Annotated in this window: 17 protein-coding genes; 8 read left to right on the plus strand and 9 right to left on the minus strand. The window is 63.9% G+C overall.

Annotated features, from left to right (window positions below; genetic code table 11):
• The first annotated feature begins 46 nt into the window (after positions 1-46).
• The 3 genes from K369_RS03710 to K369_RS03720 are packed head-to-tail and all read left to right on the plus strand — an operon-like array spanning position 47 to position 3,002.
• A complete protein-coding gene (locus tag K369_RS03710; RefSeq protein WP_036287977.1) occupies positions 47-1,783 on the plus strand; it encodes a fumarate reductase/succinate dehydrogenase flavoprotein subunit in 1,737 nt (578 codons plus the stop codon).
• A gap of 8 nt (positions 1,784-1,791) precedes the next feature.
• Positions 1,792-2,025, plus strand: a complete 234-nt coding sequence (locus K369_RS03715; protein ID WP_036287980.1) for a ferredoxin family protein — start codon at positions 1,792-1,794, stop codon at positions 2,023-2,025.
• A gap of 5 nt (positions 2,026-2,030) precedes the next feature.
• Positions 2,031-3,002, plus strand: coding sequence for a HEAT repeat domain-containing protein (locus K369_RS03720; protein ID WP_051948959.1), 972 nt, complete (start codon positions 2,031-2,033; stop codon positions 3,000-3,002).
• A 10-nt stretch (positions 3,003-3,012) separates the two neighbouring features.
• On the opposite strand, the gene K369_RS03725 is transcribed toward K369_RS03720, so the two are convergent.
• From K369_RS03725 to K369_RS03740, 4 genes are all read right to left on the minus strand, one after another.
• Positions 3,013-4,383 (minus strand): amidase, encoded by a 1,371-nt coding sequence (locus tag K369_RS03725; protein WP_036287983.1) that lies wholly within the window; start codon positions 4,381-4,383, stop codon positions 3,013-3,015.
• 170 nt (positions 4,384-4,553) lie between these two features.
• Entirely contained in the window at positions 4,554-7,667 is a 3,114-nt protein-coding gene (locus tag K369_RS03730) for an efflux RND transporter permease subunit (RefSeq protein ID WP_036287986.1), read from the minus strand.
• Positions 7,668-8,013: 346 nt separating this feature from the next.
• Entirely contained in the window at positions 8,014-9,384 is a 1,371-nt protein-coding gene (locus K369_RS03735; RefSeq protein ID WP_036287988.1) for a cell wall metabolism sensor histidine kinase WalK, read from the minus strand.
• Positions 9,381-10,073 (minus strand): response regulator transcription factor, encoded by a 693-nt coding sequence (locus K369_RS03740; RefSeq protein ID WP_036288179.1) that lies wholly within the window; start codon positions 10,071-10,073, stop codon positions 9,381-9,383. Before K369_RS03740 ends, K369_RS03735 begins: the two co-directional genes overlap by 4 nt.
• Before the next feature lie 359 nt (positions 10,074-10,432).
• Here K369_RS03740 and K369_RS03745 point away from each other — a divergent pair, with 359 nt between their 5' ends.
• The 3 genes from K369_RS03745 (at position 10,433) to K369_RS03755 (ending at position 14,426) form a co-directional block, all read left to right on the plus strand.
• Entirely contained in the window at positions 10,433-10,759 is a 327-nt protein-coding gene (locus tag K369_RS03745) for a hypothetical protein (protein WP_156967677.1), read from the plus strand.
• Between the two features lie 72 nt (positions 10,760-10,831).
• Positions 10,832-13,087 carry a TonB-dependent siderophore receptor gene (locus K369_RS03750; RefSeq protein ID WP_036287994.1) on the plus strand — a complete coding sequence of 752 codons (2,256 nt, stop codon included), beginning with the start codon at positions 10,832-10,834 and terminating at the stop codon, positions 13,085-13,087.
• A 115-nt stretch (positions 13,088-13,202) separates the two neighbouring features.
• Complete coding sequence (locus tag K369_RS03755; RefSeq protein WP_036287996.1) at positions 13,203-14,426, plus strand: PepSY domain-containing protein; 1,224 nt, start codon at positions 13,203-13,205, stop codon at positions 14,424-14,426.
• Positions 14,427-14,552: 126 nt separating this feature from the next.
• On the opposite strand, the gene K369_RS03760 is transcribed toward K369_RS03755, so the two are convergent.
• The 5 genes from K369_RS03760 to K369_RS03780 form a co-directional block, all read right to left on the minus strand.
• Complete coding sequence (locus tag K369_RS03760; RefSeq protein WP_051948961.1) at positions 14,553-15,374, minus strand: ATP-binding cassette domain-containing protein; 822 nt, start codon at positions 15,372-15,374, stop codon at positions 14,553-14,555.
• Positions 15,371-16,228 carry an ABC transporter permease subunit gene (locus tag K369_RS03765; protein WP_084570465.1) on the minus strand — a complete coding sequence of 286 codons (858 nt, stop codon included), beginning with the start codon at positions 16,226-16,228 and terminating at the stop codon, positions 15,371-15,373. The genes K369_RS03760 and K369_RS03765 overlap by 4 nt, the downstream gene beginning before the upstream one ends.
• 8 nt (positions 16,229-16,236) lie before the next feature.
• Positions 16,237-17,385, minus strand: a complete 1,149-nt coding sequence (gene ssuD / locus K369_RS03770) for an FMNH2-dependent alkanesulfonate monooxygenase (protein ID WP_036287999.1) — start codon at positions 17,383-17,385, stop codon at positions 16,237-16,239.
• A gap of 11 nt (positions 17,386-17,396) precedes the next feature.
• Positions 17,397-18,365: an aliphatic sulfonate ABC transporter substrate-binding protein gene (locus K369_RS03775; protein ID WP_036288188.1), complete on the minus strand. Its 969-nt coding sequence runs from the start codon at positions 18,363-18,365 to the stop codon at positions 17,397-17,399.
• A gap of 1,022 nt (positions 18,366-19,387) precedes the next feature.
• Positions 19,388-20,506 (minus strand): RHE_PE00001 family protein, encoded by a 1,119-nt coding sequence (locus tag K369_RS03780; RefSeq protein WP_036288002.1) that lies wholly within the window; start codon positions 20,504-20,506, stop codon positions 19,388-19,390.
• A gap of 326 nt (positions 20,507-20,832) precedes the next feature.
• Between K369_RS03780 and K369_RS03785 the strand changes: the two genes are divergently transcribed.
• Positions 20,833-21,255, plus strand: a complete 423-nt coding sequence (locus tag K369_RS03785; protein WP_036288004.1) for a putative toxin-antitoxin system toxin component, PIN family — start codon at positions 20,833-20,835, stop codon at positions 21,253-21,255.
• Positions 21,252-21,527 carry a hypothetical protein gene (locus tag K369_RS03790; protein WP_036288006.1) on the plus strand — a complete coding sequence of 92 codons (276 nt, stop codon included), beginning with the start codon at positions 21,252-21,254 and terminating at the stop codon, positions 21,525-21,527. Before K369_RS03785 ends, K369_RS03790 begins: the two co-directional genes overlap by 4 nt.
• The last annotated feature ends 95 nt before the right edge of the window (positions 21,528-21,622 follow it).

Consider the following 21,622-nt stretch of genomic DNA (forward strand, 5'->3'; position numbering starts at 1 on the left):
AGGCAACGCGCCCGGCGCGGCCCGCAAAAAACGAGAAGGGGGCCGAGTGAGCCATATCGACGACGCCGACGCTGTCTATGACGCCGATGTGCTCGTCATAGGGGGCGGAACCGCCGGCCCGCTCGCCGCCTATAAGGCGAAGGCGGCGAATCCGGCGCTGAAGGTCGTTCTGCTGGAGAAGGCCAATGTGAAGCGTTCCGGCGCGATCGCGATCGGCATGGACGGACTCAACAACGCCGTCATCCCGGGTTTCGCCAGCCCCGAGCAATATGTCCGCGAGATCACCATAGCGAACGACGGGATCGTCTATCAGAAGGCGCTGCTCGCCTATGCCGAGCGCTCCTTCGACATGATCTGCGAGCTCGACCGTTGGGGCGTCAAATTCCTGAAGGACGAGAACGGCGATTACGACGTGAAGAAGGTCCATCATCTGGGGACCTATGTGCTGCCGATGCCGGAAGGCGGCTCGGTCAAGAAAATTCTCTACAGGCAATTGCGCAAGGCGCAGGTGCTGATCTCCAACCGCTTCATGGCGACGCGCCTGCTCACGGCGAAGGACGGACGCGTCGCGGGCGCGATCGCCGTCAACAGCCGCAGCGCGGAACTGCTGGTCATTCGCGCCAAGGCGGTGATTCTCGCGGCCGGCGCCGCGGGGCGTCTCGGCCTGCCGGCCTCCGGCTATCTCTGGGGAACCTATGAGAACCCCGCCAATTCCGGCGATGGCTATGCGATGGCGTTCCACGCGGGCGCCGAATTGACCAATCTCGAATGCTTCCAGATCAATCCGCTCATCAAGGACTATAATGGCCCGGCCTGCGCCTATGTCGGCGGACCATTCGGCGCCTATACGGCGAACAGCCATGGCGAGCGCTTCATCGAATCCGACTATTGGTCGGGACAGATGATGCTGGAGTTCTACCGCGAGCTGCAGAGCGGGAGCGGCCCGGTGTTTCTCAAATTCGATCATCTCGCGCCCGAGACCATCGCCGAGATCGAAGGGATTCTGCACGAGGTCGAACGTCCCTCGCGCAAGCAATTTCACGCGGGGCGCGGCGCCGACTATCGCCGCGACATGGTCGAGATGCACATATCGGAGATCGGATTCTGCTCCGGCCACAGCGCCTCGGGCGTGTGGGTCGACGAATTCGCGCGCACGACGGTCCAGGGCCTCTATGCGGCCGGCGACATGGCGAGCGTCCCGCATAATTATATGCTCGGGGCCTTCGTCAATGGCGCGATCGCGGGAGAACATGCCGCGGGATATGCGCGCGAGGTCGATCTCGCCGATTGCGATCCGGCGCAGATCGAAGCCGAGCGCGCACGGACGCGGGCGCCGCTGCGCAATGAGAAGGGCCTGCCGGCGAATCAGGTCGAATATAAGATACGGCGCTTCGTCAATGATTATCTCCAGCCCCCGAAGTCCCCACGCAAATATGAGATCGCGCAGAAGCGCTTCGCCGAAATTCGCGCGGATTTGCAACGCCTCGTCGCGCGCGACGCACATGAGCTCATGCGGGCGCTCGAGGTGCATTCGATCCTCGATTGCGCGGAGATGGCGGCGGCCGCCTCGCTCTATCGCAAGGAGAGCCGCTGGGGCCTGTATCATTATCGTCTCGACTATCCGGATCGCAACGACGAGGATTGGTTCTGCCATGTGCAGCTCTATAAGGATGCGAAGGGCGCCATCGCTTGTCGCAGGCGTGCGGTCGATCCTTATATCGTGCCGGTGGAGGCGACGGAGCGCGACGCCTATAACCGTCTGCGCATAGAAGCGCGAAGCTGAGGCCTTCCATGTCTTTCGCCGAGAACCCTTCCGAATTTCCCGTGAAGGTCGACCTCGAGAAGTGCATCGCCGACAAGGGCTGCACCATCTGCGTCGACGTCTGTCCGCTCGACGTTCTGCGCATCGATCCGGCGACGGGAAAAGCGCATATGAAATATGACGAATGCTGGTATTGCCTGCCCTGCGAGCTCGACTGCCCGACGAAGGCGATCACCGTGTCGATTCCCTATCTTCTGCGGTGACGGCGATGGCGCGCGACGGCATTTTCGAAGAACAAGGAATCGATCTCACCGACATCGCCGAGCGTTTCGGAAGCGAGGATGCGGATGAGCGACGCATTGCGATCATGGATCTCGCCGAGAGCGGCGAGCCGGCGGGCGAAGCGCTGCTCATCCAGGCGTTGCGCGATCCGCATCCGGGCGTGAGGCGGGCGGCGGCCGGGGGGCTCGAGCAATTCGACGGGGCGCCGGCGGCGCACGCTCTGGCGGCCGCCCTTCTCGACGCGGACGCCGAGGTCGCCGCCGCGGCCGACGCCAGCCTCCGTCAGTTTCGTACGCCGGAGACGGCGCCGCCCCTTCTCGCGCTCGTCGGTCATGAGCGGGCGGCCGTTCGTGCTGCAGCCTGGCGGGGCTTGCGCGGTCTGCGCGTCGCGGCGACGCTGACGCCCGCCCTACGAGCGCTCGAGGATGAGGACGCCCAGGTGCGGCGGGAGGCGATCGGCGCGCTGGCCTATTTGAAGGACGAGACGACGACGCCGGCGCTGATCCACGCCGTCCGCGACGATCATTTCGACGTGAGGCGGGCCGCTCTGGCGGCCCTCGCCTTCGCGCCGGCGCCGGCCATTCTCGAGGCGATACTCATCGGTCTCGACGACTCGCATTGGCGCGTGCGCGAGGCGGCCGCCGTTCTCGCCGGAAAGGCGCGGGCCACGGGCGCCGAGGCGGGCCTCATTCAGGCGCTGTCGGACGAGAGCTGGCAGGTCGCCCTCGAGGCGGCCCGCTCTCTCGGACGCACGGCGGCGGTCGGAGCGATTGCGGCGCTCGGCGCGCTGGCGACGCATGCCGTGAGCAATCTGCGCAAGGAAGTCGCCGCCGCGCTCGGCGAAATCCGCCACGCCGACGCTCTGCCCATCCTCGGGCGCCTGGCCGAAGATCCGGACCCCGACGTGCGCAAGATCGCCCGTTGGTCGATCCATCTCATCGACTCCTCCGCGCGCTGAGGCGTCCGCCTCAGAGACGGCTCAACGATTCGAGATGCGGCGTCGGGAAAGGCTGGAGCTTTTCGAACGCCCTCGCGAGACGCAGCACCGTCGCGTCGCCGAATTGCGGCCCCACGATATGGATCCCGACCGGCAGGCCATTATTGTCGAAGCCCGCGGGCGCGGAGGCGGCCGGCTGCTGCGTGATGTTGAAGGGGAAGGCGAAGGGCGTCTCCGGCGCCGTTCCGACGCGCGGAACGGGCTTGGACTGCACGGGCGTGACCAGCAGATCGTATTTCTCGTGGAACCGGCGCAACTGAATGCCGAGCTCTGTGCGCCGCTCATTGGCCTCGACGACCTCCGCGAGCGTTTGGCGCTCCAGCCGCTCGACGCGCTTGCGTATCCCCGGATCGATGAGGTCCAGTCCGGCGTCGCCGATGTCGCGGCGCAGGCGGATCGCCCGCTCGGCGTTGATCGCGTCGATGATCGCCGACGGGTCCGAGAAGCCTGGATCGGCCTCCTCGACGATGACGCCGAGCTCGGCGAGGCGCGCCACTGCGCGGTCGACGACAGCCGCCACGCCCGGATCGACCTGGATATAGCCGAGCGTGCGGCTATAGGCGACCCGCAGTCCCTTCACGCCGCCGTCGAGGCCGGCGGTCCAATCGCGCCCGTCGCTCGGCAGGCTCGTCCAGTCGCGCGCATCCGGCTGGGCGATGACGTTCAGCAGCAGGGCGGCGTCGGTCACGGTGCGCGTGATGGGGCCGATATGGAACAGCGAGCCATTGTGCGGATAGCCGGCGACGCGGCCGAAGGTCGGCTTGAAGCCGAAAACGCCATTGATCGCCGCGGGATTGCGGATGGAGCCGCCGCCATCCGTCGCCACCTGCAACGGCCCGAGGCCGAGAGCGGCCGCGACGCCGGCGCCGCCGCTGCTGCCGCCGCTCACATATTGCCGATCCCAGGCGTTGGGCGTCACGCCCGCGAGCTTGGTCTCCGTGAGGCCTTTGAGGCCGAACTCGGCCGTCTGGGTCTTGCCCAGTATGACGGCGCCCGATTCGCGAAGGCGCGCCGCGGGCGGGGAATCGGCCTGTTGCACCGTGTCCGGCGTCGCGAGGCTGCCCTTGCGTGTCGGAAAGCCCTTCACATTGAGCAGATCCTTGAAGCCGACGGGAATTCCGTCGAGGAGCCCGAGCGGCGCCCCCTTCGCCCAGCGCGCCTCGGAGGCCTTGGCCTGCGCCAGCGCCCCTTCTGCGTCGACAGCGCGATAGGCGTTGAAATGCGGCTGCAGCTCGGCGATCCGCCTCAACGTCGCCGCCGCGACCTCGACGGGCGAGATGGCCTTCGAACGATAGGCGGCGATCAGCTCGCTCGCTGAAACCTGCGTCAGATCTTGCGGCACGGAACCACGACTCCATCCATTCAGTCTATCTTATTTGTAGATTGTGAAGCGGGTCAATCCGAACGCGCGCCGTCGATCGATAAATCCGGGCTCCCCCTCCTCGCCGCGACGGCGGCAGGCCCCAATGCCGCAAAGACTCGGCCGCGTCCCGATGCGTGGACATGCGACATTCAGGATTTGCCAGCACGGCTTCGCGACAGCCGGTCGATGAGGACATAGACGACCGGGGTGGTGTATAAAGTGAGCAGCAAGCTCGAAAGAATGCCCCCGGCGATCGATATTCCCAGCGGCTGGCGAATTTCGGCGCCCTCCCCATTGCCGAGCGCCAGGGGCAGAGCGCTGAAAAAGGCGATTGCCGTCGTCATCATGATCGGCCGAAGACGTTCCACGCAGGCGAGCTCTATTGCTCGCGCCGCGTCGAGGCCGGTAGAGCGCTGCGTCGCGAGCGCGACGTCGATCATCATGATCGCGTTCTTCATCGCCACGCCGGTCAACATGAGCAGCCCGATCATGGCGAATAGCGACAGCTCGGTCTTCGTCGACATGAGCGCGAGCGCGGCGCCGACGCCAGCGGATGGAAGCGTCGACAAGATCGTTATCGGATGGAGGTAGCTCTCGTAGAGCACGCCGAGGATGATGTACACCGTCGCGATTGCTCCGAAGATCAGAAATCCGTAGCTTCCAAATATCCCTTCGAACGGGCCTGTCGGCGTGTACAGCTCGCCATGAACCGATAGCGGAGCCCCGATGCTCGCCAAAGTCTCACGAATGAAGGACGCCGCGCCGGCGACAGATTCGGTCGGAGGAAGGCTGAATGAGATCCCGACCGACGCCGATCCCGCCCAGTGATTGACGGCGATCGGCGCGAGGACCGGAGTGAGCCGTCCGAGCTGCGCGAGCGGGGCCGCGCGGGCGGGCGCTCGGGCCGCCGGCGTCGCGCCACGGCTCTCGACGCCCGATCCCGAGCCAGGAGGAACGAAAAAGAAATTCTCGAGCGATCGCGGCCGAGCGGCGAATTGGGGAGCGAGCTCCATGACCACGTGATATTGATTGTGCGCCGCATAGAGTGTCGACACATGACGCTGGCCGAAGGCGTCGTAGAGCTCATTGTCGATATCGGCGGCAGTGAGATTGAGGCGCGCGGCGGCGACGCGGTCGATCTCGAGCCGCGTCTGAAGGCTCTTGTCTTGCTGATCGGAGACGACATCGAGCAGCCGACCGCTGGCCGCGAGAGCCTCTGTCAGCCGTGACGCCCAAAAGCGTAGCGCGCCGAGATCGTCGGACTTCAAAATATAGGTGTAATTCGCCGTTCCCGACGCGACGGTGAAAGCGAGATCCTGAACGGATCGAAGCGCGATGGTCGCTCCGCTTATTTGCCGCAAGGGAGCGCGCAATCGTGCGATCACCTCATCGGCCGACACGCGTCGCGTCCCGCGTGGCTTCAGCCAGACCAGAAGGTCCGCGCGATTGTTGGACGTCGGCCCATTGAGATTTCCGCCGATCGTTCCAGTCGCAGCGAAGACGTCCGGATCTTTCTGCAGGACTCCGATCGTCTGCTCGAGCTTGCGCGTCATCACTGCGTAGGAGGCGCTCTGATCGGCGATGATCGTGCCGCGCACGCGTCCCGTGTCCTGGAAGGGAAACAGGCTCTTCGGGATTGCCGCGAAGAGGTAGAGGTTGAGCAGGATGACGCTGCTCAACGCCGCCATTGTCGACGCCGGACGCGCGATCATCGCGGAAAGCGAATATGAATAGGCCTTCGTCAAGCAACCCCACAGACGCTCGCTGGTTCTGGCGTCCTGCGCGCGCATGCGGAGAACATGGCCGCATAACATCGGGGTCGTCGTGAGGGACAGAACCATCGAGACGACGATCGCAACCGTCAGCACGATTGCGAATTCACGCAACATGCGTCCGATGACGCCGTCGAGAAACGACACTGGCAGAAAGACCGCGACGAGCGAGAGGCTCATCGCAATGATCGTGAAGGCCGCCTCTCGCACGCTCTCCATCGCTGCGTCGAACGGACGCGCCCCGGCCTCGATGCGGCGCATCGCGCATTCGACGACGACGATCGCGTCATCGACGATCACGCCTGTCGCGATGGTGAGCGCCATCAGCGACAAATTGTTGATCGAATAGCCGAAAGCGTACATGAGCGCGAAGGTCGTCGACAATGTCGCCGGGATCGTGATGGTGGAGATCAGCGTCACCTTCACATCGCGCAGAAACAGGAAGACGACCACGACGACGAGGACGATGGCGATCAGCAGGGCGAGCTCGAGCTCGTACAGCGAATTGCGGATCGTGAGCGTCCTGTCTTGAACGACGTCGATCTGCAGATCGCTCGGCAGCGCATGGGAGAGGGCGGGCAGCAGCGCGCGCACGCGATCGACGGTCTCGACCATATTCGCGCCCGGCTGGCGATAGAGAATGATCTGGACCGCGGGCGCGCCGTTGCAAAGGCCCATGGTGCGCAGATCCTCGACCGAATCGGCGACGTCGGCGATGTCCGCGAGACGAACCGGTCCGCCATTGCGGGTCGCGACAATGATGTCTCGGTAATCGGCAGCCTTGAAAATCTGGTCGTTCGCGTAGATCTGCAGCCGGCTCTCATTGGAGTCCAACGCCCCCTTCGGATGGCTGACATTCGCAGCGGCGATCGCCGCTCGAACGTCTTCGAGCGCTACTCCATATTTCGCGGTGAGACTTGGGTTGAGCTCGATGCGAACGCCGGGAAGAGAGGCGCCGACGATCAGGACGCGCCCGACGCCGTCCACCTGCGCGAGCTTCTGCCGCAGAACGACAGTCGCGGCGTCGTAGATCGCGCTCTGGGACAGCTTGGACGAGGTCAAGGCCAGGATAAAGATCGGATTCTCGCCCGGATTGGCCTTGGTGTAAGTCGGATTGGCTCGCAACGTCGTCGGCAAATCGACTCGCGCCGAATTGATCGCGGCCTGAACGTCGCGCGCGGCGCCGTCCACGCTGCGGGCGAGCCCGAATTCGAGGAAGACCGATGACATGCCGGAGATGCTGGACGATGAAATTTCCCGAACGTCGGCGATCCGGCCCAAGTGACGTTCGAGCGGCGTCGCCACGGAGGAGGCCATCGTCTCCGGCCCCGCGCCCGGCAGGGTCGCTGTGACATAGATCGTCGGATAGTCGACCTGCGGGAAGGGCGCGATCGACAAATAGAAATATGCGCTCAGACCCAGCAGCATGCAGCCGAGGGTCAGGAGCGTCGTCGCCACGGGCCGGGTGATCGCTTTTTGAAGAAAATCCATTGTCGAAAACAGAAACGCGGCGGCGAACTGTGAAGACTTATGGCATTTCGCCGCTCGTGCTTCTCAGCGGGCCGCTGAGCCGACCCCAAAATCTAGTAGAGTTGTATACATAGTCCCGACCCGGGGGCTTGGCAAGGATCGGACCGAGCCGGTCGGCGGGATCGGCCGGACCATTGCGCGCGTCCTCGACATCGCCGGCTGAACTGATCGCGCGCAAGCTCTCTTCGCGCTCAGGGTCGACTGCTCAGCGATCGGCGATCCAGCGAGTGGCGTCGCAGCGCGATGCTCCTGCTTGCCGCCTGAACCAAAGAGCGCCCGAATCCGCCTGATTTCGAACGCACCCGGCCTATCCGGCCGGAGGAAACGCCAATTTGAACGTCGCGCCGCCGCCGGGCGTGTCCTCGACCCATATGCGGCCGCGATGCGCGTCCATGATCTCTTTGGCGATCGCGAGACCGAGGCCGGTTCCGGACGCCTTCTCGCTCTCGCGCCAGAACGGCTCGAAGACCATCTCGCGATGAGCGGTCGCGACGCCCTCGCCGTGATCGATGATCGACACGACGGCGTCCCGGCCGAGACGGACGAAAATCGTGCCCTGCGCCGCCTCCGCGCGGATCGCATTGTCGATGAGGTTGGCGACGACGCATTCGACGGCTCGCCGATTGCCGCGAATTGCGGCGTCGGGCGCGTCGGATTCGAAGTCGATGTATCGCTCGCAGTCCAACGCCAGCGGCAGGAGGTCGGAAACGACGCGCCCGAGCGTGTCGGCGAGATCGATCGTCTGATCGAGTGGGGCCTGGCCTTCGAAGAGCCGCGTCGCGATCAGCATCTGCTCGACGATCGAGCGCAGCTGGCTGGCGTCGCTGGAGAGCTCCGACCTGAGAGCCGAGATCTTGGCGTTCTCGAGCCGCGCGCGCATGACCGCGAGCGGCGTGCGCAATTCATGCGCGGCATTGGCGGTGAAGCGCCGCTGCCGCGCCGCCCAGGCGTCGAGCCGCGTCAATGCGTCATTGACCGCATCCACGAATGGGACGACCTCTATGGGAACGTCATGCTGCAGCAGACGCCTGTTCAGCGTATCGACGTCGATCTGCGCCACTTGCCTCGCCGCTTCTCGCAGAGGCGCGAGGCCTCGGCTCACAGCGAACCAGGCCGTTGATCCGGTGATCAGCAGCACGACGACGACATAGGCGGCGAGCGAGACGAAATCGTCCCGCATCGAGTGGAAAATATCCGTCCATTGGAATCTGGCGCGATAGGCGGCGATCTGGAAGCGGCCGTGAGGCGTCCATACGGGGCGCGCCATGAAGCCGAGCGCCGGCGCCTCCGGGTCGCCCGGCAGGACGAAATGTGTATGCGTCGAATTCACCTCGATCACCCTGGCGAGCGTCGCCACGAGCTCGGGCGACGATCCGGCGACGGGCGCCTTGGTCTTGAATTCGAAAGCGGCGAATTTGAAGCTCGGAAAGCGGCGCGTCTCGGCCTCGAGCTCCGGCGTCGGAACGATCCGCGCATTTCCTTCCGCGTCGCGCGTCAGCGAGTCGGCGACGAGATCGGCGGTCCGATAGGCGGCGAGCTCGTCCCAGGATTGCGTGAATCTCTCGACGCCGGCGAGCCCGAGGCCGAGAGTGAGAACCCAGGCCAATATGAACGCCAATATCTGAGCGAAGATGAGATAGGAGACCGTCCTCCGCGCCAGCGACGAGGCGCGCGTCATGCCGACGCCTCGCGCTCCCCCGTCTCGCGCAGAATATAGCCGAGCGACCGCGCCGAGTAGATTTCCGTCCCGGCGGCGGCGGAGGCGAGCCGCCCGCGCAGGCGCGAGACCGCGGATGTCAGCGCGTGATCCTGAACCTCCTCCCCATAGCCGTAGAGCTCGGCGCACAGCGTCTCGCGCGAGACGACGCAATTGGCGCGCCGAGCGAGCGCCTCGAGCAATATGAGCTCCCGACGCGCCAGCACGATCTGCCGCCCGGCGACGGACGCCGCGCGCTGGTCGAGATCGACGGTGAGCGCGCCGACCGTAACGGGCGGCGTCCGGCCGCCGCCCGGCTTGCGCAGATTCGCGCGGATGCGGGCGATCATCTCGTCGAGATTGAAGGGCTTGGTCAGATAATCGTCGGCGCCGGCCTCGAGCCCCTCGATGCGATCGTCGACCGCGTCGAGCGCCGTCAGCATGAGAATGCGGATGTCCGGCTGTCTCTTGCGCATTTCGGCGACGAGCGAGATGCCGTCTCCATCCGGCAGACGGCGGTCGATCAGCGCCAGAGAATAGGCGCGGCGGCCGAGAGCCCGGCCCGCGTCGTCGATCGACCGGCAGCGATCGACGCTGTAGCCCGCGCATCGAATCTTCTCGGCCACCTCCCGCGCGAGAGCCCAATGATCCTCGACCAACAAGATACGCATGGGCGCCGCTCCCTGCAGAATGTCGCGCGACAAGGGCGCCTCGCCCCGGCGTCGCTCGCGCCATTTTCTCAGTCGCGAGGCCCGATTGGCAAGCCGGCCGGGCCTCCCGGCGGGCTGAGCCGCAGCTGTTGCATATCTGCAACAGCCTCGGGCTTTTCGGCCCGCCGAACGTCCTGCGAGGTTCCCGCGACATTTCCTTTGTAGAATTCGCGTCCTTGCGGACGTGGCGGCGGCCAGGCGCGAGACGACGAGTTCCAAAGGCGGCGCGGGCGCCCATGAAAACCGACCGAAATGACCATTGTTTTCGGCGGCCGAGGTCGCGGCGGCCGCTCGCGCTCGGCCTCGTGGCGCTCTTTGCCATGCTCCAGCTGTTTCTGTCGCGCGACGTCGCGTCGACGCCGACGGATGCTCGCAGCGAGGCGGCGTTCGTGGTCGGATCCGACGGCGTCTGCGCGCCTTCGACCGGCAAGGCTCCGCTCGGACACGACCATGCGCCGGCCGACGCCTGCTGCGTCTTCTCCGACTGCCCGAAATTCGCTCCGCCGGCGCCCGAACGGGCTGGCGCGGCCTCGCGCCTGTCGTCGCGGCGCCTCTCGCGGCGTGAAGGCCTTTCCCTGCGCCTCGTGCTCGCGGCGAGCGGCTGGCGCAGCTCCTGGTCGGCGCAGGCGCCGCCGTTGGCGTCCTGAAGCCACGGTCAGAAACGACCGCTCACTTGTCGAAACAATGAGCGGTCGCGCGCCATATCAGGAGAAATATCCATGTCTTGTGCAATATTTTCGCGCGGCCTCTCGGCCGGCGCGGCCACACTCGTTCTCATCGCCGTCGCCCATGCCCAGGAGGCGCTGCCGACGATCGACATCGCCGGCGACGGCCGACGCCAAGCCGACAATCGGAATGGCGACGGCCCCTTCGGGCCAGGCGGGCGGCGCACGGGCTACGCCGCCGCCTCCGCCAAATCGACGCTGAAGACCGATACGCCGCTGCTGCAGACGCCCCTCTCCGTGCAGGTGGTGACCCGCGAGACCATGGACGACCGGCAGGCGATCGACATCAAGGACTCGCTGACGACGAGCGTCAGCGGAGTCTCGCTCGGCTATCAGTTCTACGACAACTTCAAGATTCGCGGCTTCGATGCGGGCGGCGCATTCTACCGCAATGGCCTTCGCCAGGCGCAATCGTCGAATATAGAAACGGTCAATCTTCAGTCGATCGAGGTTCTCAAGGGACCGGCGGCGATGCTCTACGGCCGCGTGCAGCCCGGCGGAATCGTCAATCTCGCTCCCAAGCGCCCACAACCCATTCCCTACTACTCCTTTCAGCAGCAGGGCGGCAATTTCGGAACGGCGCGGTCCTCGCTCGACGTCACCGGCCCGCTCACCGCGGACAAGACGCTGCTCTACCGCGCCAATTTCTCCTACTTCCGAACCGACACGTTCCGGGATTTCGGCAATAGGGAAACCTATATGTTCGCGCCGACGATCAGCTGGCGGCCGACGGAGCGCTTCACTCTGAATGTCGACGGGGAGTATAACGCCACCTATTGGGTGGATGATCTGGGCGATCTCGGCCTTCCCGCCGTTGGACGGCGACCGGCGAATATCCCGATCACCCGCTATCTCGAAGAACCGAGCATCACGACAAAATTCCGCAACGCCAACGAGCGCGCGCTTTTCGCCTATGACTGGACGTTCGAGTTTCTCGACGACTGGAGCGTGACGAACCGTTTCAGCTATCAGAACACCGACTACCGCCAGCGCATACCCTATGGCTGGGATTTCGACGAGAACACAGGCCAACTGTCGCGCGCGCTCTGGATCATGGGCGGCCTCAACGGCGGCTATTTTCATCGCCAGAATCTGTCGACGAATGTCGATATCAAGGGGAAAGTGGTCACCGGGCCGTTCACGCATCGGATTCTCGCGGGATTCGACTACTACAGTTTTACATCTCCCTCGGCGGGCTCCGACTTTTTCGAGATTTCGTCGATAAATATCTACGCCCCGCTCTACAGTCCGCTCAATCTCGTCCCGTTCTACGCCGCGACAAATAACTGGACCGGTCTGAGGAAAGACAAATGGAAAGGATTGTACCTGCAGGACCAGGTTTCCTTCTGGGACGACAGGATTCACATTTTGCTCGGCGGCAGGCACGACTGGGCCGAGGGCGGCACTCGGTCTGCCTATGACGAGGCCTTCGCCCTGACCGAATTGCAGCGCGTGGTTTCCTACAACAGTCCCAACAGCCCTATGGCTGGCGTTCTGATCCAGCCTCTGCCGTGGCTTTCGATCTATGGAAACTACACGCGCTCCTATGGCAGCTCAAATGTGGATGGTCGCACCAACACGCCCCTGCCGCCGGAAATCGGCGTGCAATACGAGGGCGGCGTGAAAGCGGAGCTGCTCGACAAGCGGCTTGTCGCGACCTTCGCCTATTTCGACATAATCAAGAAGAATATCGCGCGGCCGGTGCCCGGAAGGCAATTTACGCGCCTTGCCGGCGAGGCCGAAAGCAGGGGCGTCGAGCTCGACATCAACGGACGCATCGACGACAATTGGAGCATCATCGCCAATTATAGCCACATCGACGTCCGGTTCACCAAGGACGACGAGGGTTTGATCGGCAGGACCACGACAGTGGGGAACGACGTCTATTCCAACTACCTCGTCGGCAAGCGTCTTGCGGCCGTCCCCCGCAATCAGGCCAATCTCTGGGTGAAATATGACGCCGACGGCGACCTCGCGGGGCTGAGCGTCGCCGGCGGCGTCTCTTATGTCGACCAGCGTCCCGGAGACGACATCAACACCTTCGTGCTGCCCGCCTATGCGCGCATCGACGGGATGGCGTCCTACAAATTCAAGCCCAGCTGGCTGATGGCGAACGCGCCGAATATGACCTTTCAGGTCAATGTGCGGAATTTGGCGGGCACGACCTATTACGAAAGCTCGAACGACCGGTTCAGCATCGCTCCTGGCGCGCCACGCTCGTTCCTCGCATCGCTGCGCGCGGAATTCTGATCTTATACTCGTGAGGTCCACTCGGCGGCGCGCTGGCGGCCGCGACTGAATGCACAGCCGTCGCGACCGCATACCCGAACGGGCGCGGGCCGCGACGGTAAGCGCGGAGGCAAAAATGACCCGCAATTTCTGGGTTTGGCTTCATCGTTGGGCAGGCCTCGCCATGGCGGGCTTTCTCGTCATCGTCGGACTTACCGGAAGCCTGCTCGCATTCTGGCTCGAGCTCAATCACTGGCTGACGCCGGAGATGTATCCGGGCGAGCGGCCCGGTATCGCGCTCGACGCCGCGACGCTCGCGCATCGCGCCGAGGCCATCGTGCCTCGAGCGCGAACGACCACGGTCTATCTCGGCTATCCAGGCTCGGTCATGATCGGCATGGAGCCGCGCGAGGGCGCCGCGCCGCTCGACTTCGACTACATCCATCTCGATCCCATCGACGGCCGCGAACGAGGACGGGCAAGCTGGTCCGGGCTGCCGAAGGCGAAGAACGATATCATGCCCTTCGTCTACGCCCTGCACATGCATCTTGCGATCAGCGGCGTCGGCGACTGGATTCTGGGCGTTGTCGCGCTGGTCTGGACGCTGGACTGCTTTGTCGGCTTCTACCTGACTTTTCCCACGCCGACCGACCGGGCGCGCAAAGGATTTCTCGCGCGATGGCGGCCGGCGTGGCTCGTCAAATGGCGGGGCTCCGCCTACCGTGTCAATTTCGATCTTCACCGCGCATGTGGGCTCTGGCTCTGGGCGATGCTGCTGATCTTCGCTTGGTCCAGCGTCTATATGGATCTCAATTCGGTTTACACGCGCGTGACGCAGCTCGTGCTCGACTACGAGAAGCCGATCCGCGGACATGGCGACCATGGGCGGCCGGGGACCTCAGGGCGAGAGCCGATGTCCTGGGAAAAGGCGCAGGCGACCGGAGAGAGCCTGATGGCGGTCGAGGCCGGAAAGCGCGGGCTGACGATCGAGCGAGTTCTCGCGCTCTATCTTTCGAGGGGCCTCGGCGGCTGGGAATACCGCGTGCGTTCCTCCGCCGACATCGGCGACCGCTATGGATCGACATCCGTCTACTTCGACGCCTTCGACGGAAAATTGGGCGGCGTCAAAATCCCGACGGGAGAGCGGAGCGGGATGACCGTGACCACCTGGCTCATACAGCTTCATACCGCAAATCTGTTCGGCGTTACTTATAAGGTTTTTGTCTGCATCCTGGGCGTTGTCATAGCGATACTGTCCGGCACGGGCGTCTACATTTGGTCGCGGAAGCGGCGCGCACGGCGTCGCCACACGGCGGAACGAGCGGTTCCGGGCGCGCTCGCGCAGGAGACCCTTGGTTGAGCCGGCTTTTATGCGCCCCTCGCAAAATCGATATGGAACTGCTCCGCCGCAGAATTTCGGATCGCATCGCAAATTTTGTCTACGGAGCGACACGAGAATGACGTGGCTCTCGCCGCGTGAGCCACGTCATTCTCGCACGCTCATCGCGTTCTCAAACGAAAATTTGCGACAAAGCCCTGCGCCTTCCGCCAGCAAATAATCCAATATCTGCTCCTCGAGCTCGGCGACCTCGACGGCGCCGCGCCGACGCGGGCGCGGCAGGTCGACGGCGATGTCCCGCGAGATCGCGCCATTCTCGATGATCACGATGCGGTCGGCGAGCGCGACCGCCTCGGCGACGTCATGCGTCACCAGCAGAGCGGTGAAGCCGTCGCGTAGCCACGCCGTCTCCAGCAGTCGCTGCATCTCGACGCGCGTGAGAGCGTCGAGCGCGCCGAGCGGCTCATCGAAGGCCAACAGCCGAGGACGGCTGACGAGCGCGCGCGCGAAAGCGACGCGCTGCTTCTGTCCGCCGGAGAGCGTCGACGGCCAATCCTTCGCGCGATCTTCCAGGCCGACGGAGCGCAGCGCCTCGAGCGCCTGCTCGCGGCCGTTCGCGCCGCCGCGGCGCTCGCCGAGCCCGACTTCGACATTGGCGAGCACGCGCGCCCAAGGCAGCAGACGCGGCTCCTGGAACATCACCCGGACAATGTCGCGCGCTGGCGAGGCCGCATGCTCTCCGAACGAGACGGCGCCGCGGGTCTTCTCGTCGAGGCCGGCGACGAGGCGCAGCAGCGTGCTCTTTCCGCAACCGCTGCGTCCGACGATCGCCAAGAACTGGCCGGCCGGAACGTCGAGGTCGAGCCCGTTCAGCACGCGCTTGGAGCCGAAGGACTTGTCGAGGCTGCGCGCTCTCAGCGACACTCCAGGCGGAAGCCGCGCATCGATCGCCGTTTGCATGATCGTCATGGCGCATCCCCTCGCTCGCGCTGAAAGGCGGGATGCCAGGAAAGACAGACACGCTCGAGGGCTCGCGCGACGGAATCGGCGAGCTTGCCGAGCAAGGCGTAGATCAGAATCGATAGCACGACCACATCGACCTGCATGAACTCGCGCGCCTGCATGGCCATATAGCCGAGCCCCGATTGCGCGGCGATGGTCTCGGCGACGATGAGCGTCAGCCACATGACGCCGAGCGCATAGCGCAGCCCGACGAAGATCGACGGCAGAGCGCCCGGCAACACCACCAGTCGAAACAGCTCGCGACGCGGCATGCCGTAGCTGCGCGCCATTTCGACGAGCTGTGGATCGACGGAGCGAACGCCGTGCAGCGTGTTGACGTAGATCGGAAAGAACACGCCGATCGAGACGAGGAAGAGCTTCGCCTCCTCGTCGATGCCGAGCCAGAGGATGACGAGCGGGATCAGCGCGAGATGCGGAATATTGCGCGCCATCTGCAGAGTCGAGTCGGCGAGGACTTCGCTGATTTTGGAGACGCCATTGGCCAAGCCGAAAATAAAGCCGATTGCCCCGCCGATCGCGAGGCCGCCGATCGCCCGCAGAAAGCTCACGCCGAGATTGCGCGGCAGCTCCCCTGTGAGCGTCAGTCGCCAGGCGGCGTCAATGACGGCGAGCGGCGAAGGCAGCAGCGTGGACGGCGTGAGCTCCAGGACGCAGACAGTCTGCCAGATCGCGACGATCGAGAGCGGAACGATCCAGGCCGCCGCCCTCGACTCGAGGATCGCCCTCCAGCGAATGCGCCTCGAAACGCCGCGGCGGACGGCGCCGCCGACGGAGATCAGCGCTTCCTGCGGATTGGTCATCGCGCGCTTCATTCCGCGGCGGCGCGCGGCGGCGCGCCGGAGCCGACGCCATATTCGCCGACCGCGGTGCCATGCGACAATTTGCGCCCGGTTTCGATTCCGAGGATCGGAAACAGCAGCTCGGCGACCTTATAGGCTTCTTCCAGATGCGGATAGCCGGAGGCGATCACCGTGTCGACGCCGAGCGCCTGATATTCACGCAGGCGCGCGGCGACCGTCTCGGGATCGCCGACCAGCGCCGTGCCCGCGCCGCGCCGCACGAGACCGACGCCCGCCCAGAGATTCGGAGAAATCTCGAGCCGGTCGCGCCTGCCGCCATGCAGCGCGCTCATTCGCTTTTGGCCGACGGAGTCCGATTCGAGCTCGAACTTGCGCTGGGCGGCGGCGATCGCGTCATCCGAAAGATGGGCGATGAGCCTGTCGGCGGCCTCCCAAGCCTCGCGCGCCGTCTCGCGCACGATGATGTGGATGCGCAGCCCGAATTTCAGCTTCCGCCCGTGCGTCGCCGCGCGCTTTCTCGCCGCGTCGATCTTCTCGGCGACCTCGGCCGGCGGCTCGCCCCAAGTCAGATAGACGTCGGCATGTTCCCCGGCCACGTCGAGCCCGGCGTCGGACGAGCCGCCGAACCAGATCGGCAAAGGCTTCTGCACGGTCGGAAACAGCAGCCGCGCGCCCTCGACGCGAATATGCTCGCCGGCGAAATCGACCGTTTCGCCGTCCAGCAGCCTGCGGAACACAGTGAGAAATTCGGCGGCGTGCGCATAGCGTTGGTCGTGCGAGAGAAAAATTCCGTCGCCGGCGAGCTCCACCGGATCGCCCCCGGAGACGACATTGACGAGGCAGCGCCCCTCGCTGATGCGATCGAGCGCCGCGGTCTGGCGCGCCCAATGGGTGGGCGTCGCGAGCCCCGGCCGCAGCGCTACGAGAAAGCGCAGCCGCTTGGTGTGCGTGGCGAGCGCCGCGGCGGTGATCCACGGATCCTCGCAATGGCTGCCGACCGGCACGAGCGCGCCGGCGAATCCCAGACGATCGGCGGCTTGCGCGATCTCCTTCATATAATCGAACTCGGCGTAGCGAATGCCCTTGTCCGAGCCGAGATAGGAGCCGTCTCCGCTGACGGGGATGAACCAGAACATATCGAGAGGTCTGTCGGTCATGACGCGTTCTTTCAGCCGGCCGGCCGGCGTTTCCAGACGATATCGCGAATATCGACTCGCGCCGGGATCAGTCCGAGACGAAGAAAGCGATCTGCGACTCGCTGCTGCCGGGCGATAATGGCGTCGTCGAGCGAGACGAGCGCAAATTCGGCCCGATCGACCGATTTGCGCTGCGCCGCGAGCGGCACGCCGCTCGCCTCGGCGTAGAGGGCGGCGACTTCGTCGCGATGCACGACCGCCCATTCGGCGGCTCTCGCAATCTCGTCGTTAATGTCGTCGACGATCGCGGGATATCGTGCGGCGAAGTCGGCGTTGGCGAGAAAAAAGCTGCTCTGAGTGACGGCGTCCGAGTCGATCTCGAGCTGGCGAGCGTCGGCGTTCAGCTCGGCGATCGCGAGATAAGGGTCCCAGATCGACCAAGCGTCGATCGCGCCCCGCGTGAAAGCCGCAGCGGCGTCCGCCGGCGCGAGATAGACAGGCGAGACGCTCTCCCATTCGAGACCAGCGCTTTCGAGCGTTGCGATCAGCAGATTATGTGCGCTGGAGGCCTTGGCGACGCCTATCCTCTTTCCTTTCAGATCGGCGACGTGCTCGATTGCCGAGCGACGCGGCGCGATGACGCCCTGACCATAAGCTTTCGCGGGAATAGCCGCCGCATAGACCAGCCGCCCATGCGCAGCTTGCGCAAACACGGGAGGAGCATCGCCCGTATAGCCATAATCGATGGCGCCGGCGCCGAGCGCCTCCAGCATGGGCGGCCCAAAGGCGAATTCGACCCATTTGACGGCGACGCCTCTCGATTCGAACCGCCTCTCCAATAGCTTCAGTGCTTTGGCAACAAGGAGCACGCTAAATTTCTGATAGCCGATCACGAGCGTCTTCGGCTGTTCGGCCGTCGCCGCCGTGAGAGAGCTGGGAGCGACAACGGTGGCGGCCGCTGCGAAGAGAACGGCCCGGCGATTGAAAAACGGCCGTTCCATCACGACCTCTGAGACAATCGAGCAAAACGATCCGATCGTCGCCGGATTCTTCGAACTGGCGACCACCTCCGCTCGTCACGGAATTCGGACGGTGGGAACATGCCGCTCTCCTCATCAGGGCGCTCTACAAGGTCGCGGCCCGCGCTCGACGCACAATCACTTTAGCATACCGATATTATCAACTATTACCATTCGATGCAATGAATAGCGGCGACAGCCCGAATGGGCAGCCCTCGCGAACCGCTATGAAGATATTCAGAGCCAATGGCGATGCCCCGATCTCGTGCCGCCGCTCACATTCGGCCTATCATTAATGCTATTTTCATAGTATGAATATGCCTCACCGGTGAAGGCAAATTACGCCTGTCCCAGGGGATCGGCTCGAAGCGAAAGCGCCGACCTGCGGACCGGGAACTCGCTGGAGGACCCTCGACGACTTCGCCCAGCAATGCCAGCACCGCCGAAATGTCTGGTCAATCGCGGCTACAACTACGATCGCCTACTCGGAAACATCTTCGCGGGTGATGGATTGCGTGTGAGGGCTTTCACTTATCTGACCGCTGCTTGGTTTCGACGAGGCAGCGCTCGCCCATCGCATTCGACCAGTCAATATTCGCAACCGAACTATGTGATGCGTGACGCTCGACGCCGGCGTCGGCCTGAAAACAGGTGAAAACGAAGGCAGCCTGCCTTGGGCGAGAATCCCTTCGACAACCGCTCCTGAAGGAGCCTTCGGTTGGGATCCGCATCGCCGCGAGGCTGCGTCGGGGATCGACGCCGATCGCGACGGGCCGAAACTCCACGCTGGCGCGCAAGCCGATCGGCTCCAGAGCGGTGACCGTAAAAGCGAGCGCGGGCCGCGTCCCGCGATGTCATGGCTCACGGATCGTAGGGTCATCCTCTGGTCGGTCGTTACGACGGCTCCAAGATCACTGTGTATAAGCAATCCCCGATCGGCGTCGAGGCCACAAGAGTATGGAGAAACATTCAACGGCTTGATCTCGCCATCAACACGAATTCCATCAGACAACAGCCCAAGCCCTGTATCGACCGCGTCCAGTCAGCTCGCGAAGGTTCGACGAGAGCTCGCCGATCATCGTGGTGGCGGCTTGTTGAGAGACCCGAAGCTCCTTGGCGGCGAAAGGGACGGTGACGATCGGCGAAGCCAGACACAAATCGACGAGCTGCGGCATCCTCGAATTCGTTCTTCGGCCTTTGCATTTTCTGAGCAGGAGCTCGCGCGCGAGCGTCAATCTGTCGAGTTCCTTCGAGTCCGCCTTCGCCATCGATTCGATCGCACATGCGAATGCGTTCAATCGAGTTTCCAAATCATCCCGGCCGACTCGACGATATTTGGCCTGTCGAAATCCCGAATGCAGCGCGGTGAGATGATGTCGGGTCTTTCCACGGCAACGGAGCAAGGCCGCGGCGAGCAAGGGGCCGAGCCAAGCGCTGCGCTGTAGCGGCTCGAGCTCCTCCCAAGCATCGAGCGCGACGCTCGCCGCCATCAAAGGCGGAAGGTTCTGGGTGCGACCCAGACGCTCGCGCCACTCCGCGAGACGGGCCTCATCGTCCCAATCTTCGTCGTACACCAAACCAGAATCGTCCCGCTTCAGCGGAGCCGGCTCGCTTCGCGCTATTACACGTGACGTTCGCGCCAACAATGCATCGATCTCGTCGAACTCTCCTGTAAGGATCGTCTCGCTGTCCTCCTCATTCAACTCCCCATCCGCCGCGTCTTCATCCATGGCGCCCGAACCAGTGGTTGGCTCGGGCGCCGCATCGTGCGATCTCCCTGCGCCACGCAGACTGGCGAGGCCATCGGTCGTCAGCGCCCATGCCGGTTCACGATCGGCAATGCGACGGCGCGTCAGCAGAACGGCATGGGCTCGCACGAGCTCATGCGTCGGCGTGCGCACATCCGTTCCGGCGTCATGAAGCACGAGGTCTTCGAGCTGCACGAATTCACCCGCGCGCCACAAGGCGGCGCAGGCGTCGTGGAAATGCGCGCGAAGAACGAACGCCTCGGCGACGGGACTGGAGCGAAGCCGCTCGTCGAAACGCGCGAGGGCGTCCGACGCGCTCTCGAAGGGCGCTTGCAGAAGCTCGAATGAAACCGAGCCGGGAAGATTTAATCCCATTTTAATTCCGTGCGAATCAAGACATTTAGCAAGTTATCTCGAATTTTACTTGAGTGATAGACGATACTTTTTTCTCATTCACCGACCGGATCGAAATGCGTCGTCGGGGCAGCCGAAAGCAAGCCTCGGAACGGCTCCGACGGCGATCTTTGGCCCGCAAATCGACGAAGAGGGCTGCTTTTTGGGCCTTTTTCCTGCTCGCTCCTTTGTGGCGGCGCCGAACCTCGGCCATCGGATGCGCATCCAAACGACCAGTTTATGGTATTAATCGTAATTGAAATTTTGCCCATTGATCACATCATCGGCGATATGATATTCTCGGTGCAATGAGATTGGTTCTGGATACGAACGCCCTGATCGCAGCACTTCGAAGCCCAAGCGGAGCCTCCGCCGAGCTTCTCAAGCTCGCGCGTCGAGGACAGGTCCAGCTTTTGGCCAGCGCCGCCCTCGCGATCGAATATGAGGCCGTGTGTCAGCGTGACGAACACCGAAAAGCCGCCGGCCTGTCGACGAAAGAGGTCGGTCAGTTTCTCGATGCGATCATCGATTTGATCGAACCGGTCGAAATCTGGTTCCTTTGGCGGCCGCAATTGCGAGATCCGGGCGACGAGCTGGTGCTCGAGGCGGCCGTGAATGGGCGGGCTGCGACGATCGTTACGTTCAATTTGCGCGACTTCGGACTTGTGCGAGAGCGCTTTGGGATCGACGTTCTCACGCCGAGAGATACGCTGATGAGGATAGTGCGATGAAAACCAAAACTGCCGCTTATGCCCTTCGGCTCCCCGCTTCGATGAAGGCGGAAGCCGAAAAGATCGCCGCCGAGGATGGCACGAGCCTCAACCAGTTCGTCGCTTCGGCGGTGGCCGAAAAGGTTTCGGCGCTGCGCACGGCTCGCTATTTCGCGGAAAAGAAAGGCCGGACCGATTGGAGCGCCTTCGACCAGATCATGCGCCGCGAGGGTGGCGAGCCGCCGGTCGCGGACGACGAGATTCCTGAAGCTTATCGAGCGGCTCGCAAATAGTCCGTTGCTGATTTCGTCGGAAGGAGACCAGGGTGTAGATTTCCGTCGAGATTTGACCCGGGATTTCCATTGAGAAGTGACCCGGGTTGAAGATG

The sequence above is a fragment of the Methylosinus sp. PW1 genome, from assembly GCF_000745215.1.
Lineage (GTDB): Bacteria > Pseudomonadota > Alphaproteobacteria > Rhizobiales > Beijerinckiaceae > Methylosinus.

Coding starts and splice junctions, on each gene's coding strand:
- K369_RS03730 (WP_036287986.1), bottom strand. CDS start 7,667: ATGGATTTTCTTCAAAAAGCGATCACCCGGCCCGTGGCGACGACGCTC.
- ssuD (WP_036287999.1), bottom strand. CDS start 17,385: ATGACCGACAGACCTCTCGATATGTTCTGGTTCATCCCCGTCAGCGGA.
- K369_RS03755 (WP_036287996.1), top strand. CDS start 13,203: ATGACCCGCAATTTCTGGGTTTGGCTTCATCGTTGGGCAGGCCTCGCC.
- K369_RS03735 (WP_036287988.1), bottom strand. CDS start 9,384: ATGACGCGCGCCTCGTCGCTGGCGCGGAGGACGGTCTCCTATCTCATC.
- K369_RS03720 (WP_051948959.1), top strand. CDS start 2,031: ATGGCGCGCGACGGCATTTTCGAAGAACAAGGAATCGATCTCACCGAC.
- K369_RS03785 (WP_036288004.1), top strand. CDS start 20,833: ATGAGATTGGTTCTGGATACGAACGCCCTGATCGCAGCACTTCGAAGC.
- K369_RS03760 (WP_051948961.1), bottom strand. CDS start 15,374: ATGACGATCATGCAAACGGCGATCGATGCGCGGCTTCCGCCTGGAGTG.
- K369_RS03790 (WP_036288006.1), top strand. CDS start 21,252: ATGAAAACCAAAACTGCCGCTTATGCCCTTCGGCTCCCCGCTTCGATG.
- K369_RS03780 (WP_036288002.1), bottom strand. CDS start 20,506: ATGGGATTAAATCTTCCCGGCTCGGTTTCATTCGAGCTTCTGCAAGCG.
- K369_RS03740 (WP_036288179.1), bottom strand. CDS start 10,073: ATGCGTATCTTGTTGGTCGAGGATCATTGGGCTCTCGCGCGGGAGGTG.
- K369_RS03775 (WP_036288188.1), bottom strand. CDS start 18,365: ATGGAACGGCCGTTTTTCAATCGCCGGGCCGTTCTCTTCGCAGCGGCC.
- K369_RS03745 (WP_156967677.1), top strand. CDS start 10,433: ATGCTCCAGCTGTTTCTGTCGCGCGACGTCGCGTCGACGCCGACGGAT.
- K369_RS03715 (WP_036287980.1), top strand. CDS start 1,792: ATGTCTTTCGCCGAGAACCCTTCCGAATTTCCCGTGAAGGTCGACCTC.
- K369_RS03765 (WP_084570465.1), bottom strand. CDS start 16,228: ATGACCAATCCGCAGGAAGCGCTGATCTCCGTCGGCGGCGCCGTCCGC.
- K369_RS03750 (WP_036287994.1), top strand. CDS start 10,832: ATGTCTTGTGCAATATTTTCGCGCGGCCTCTCGGCCGGCGCGGCCACA.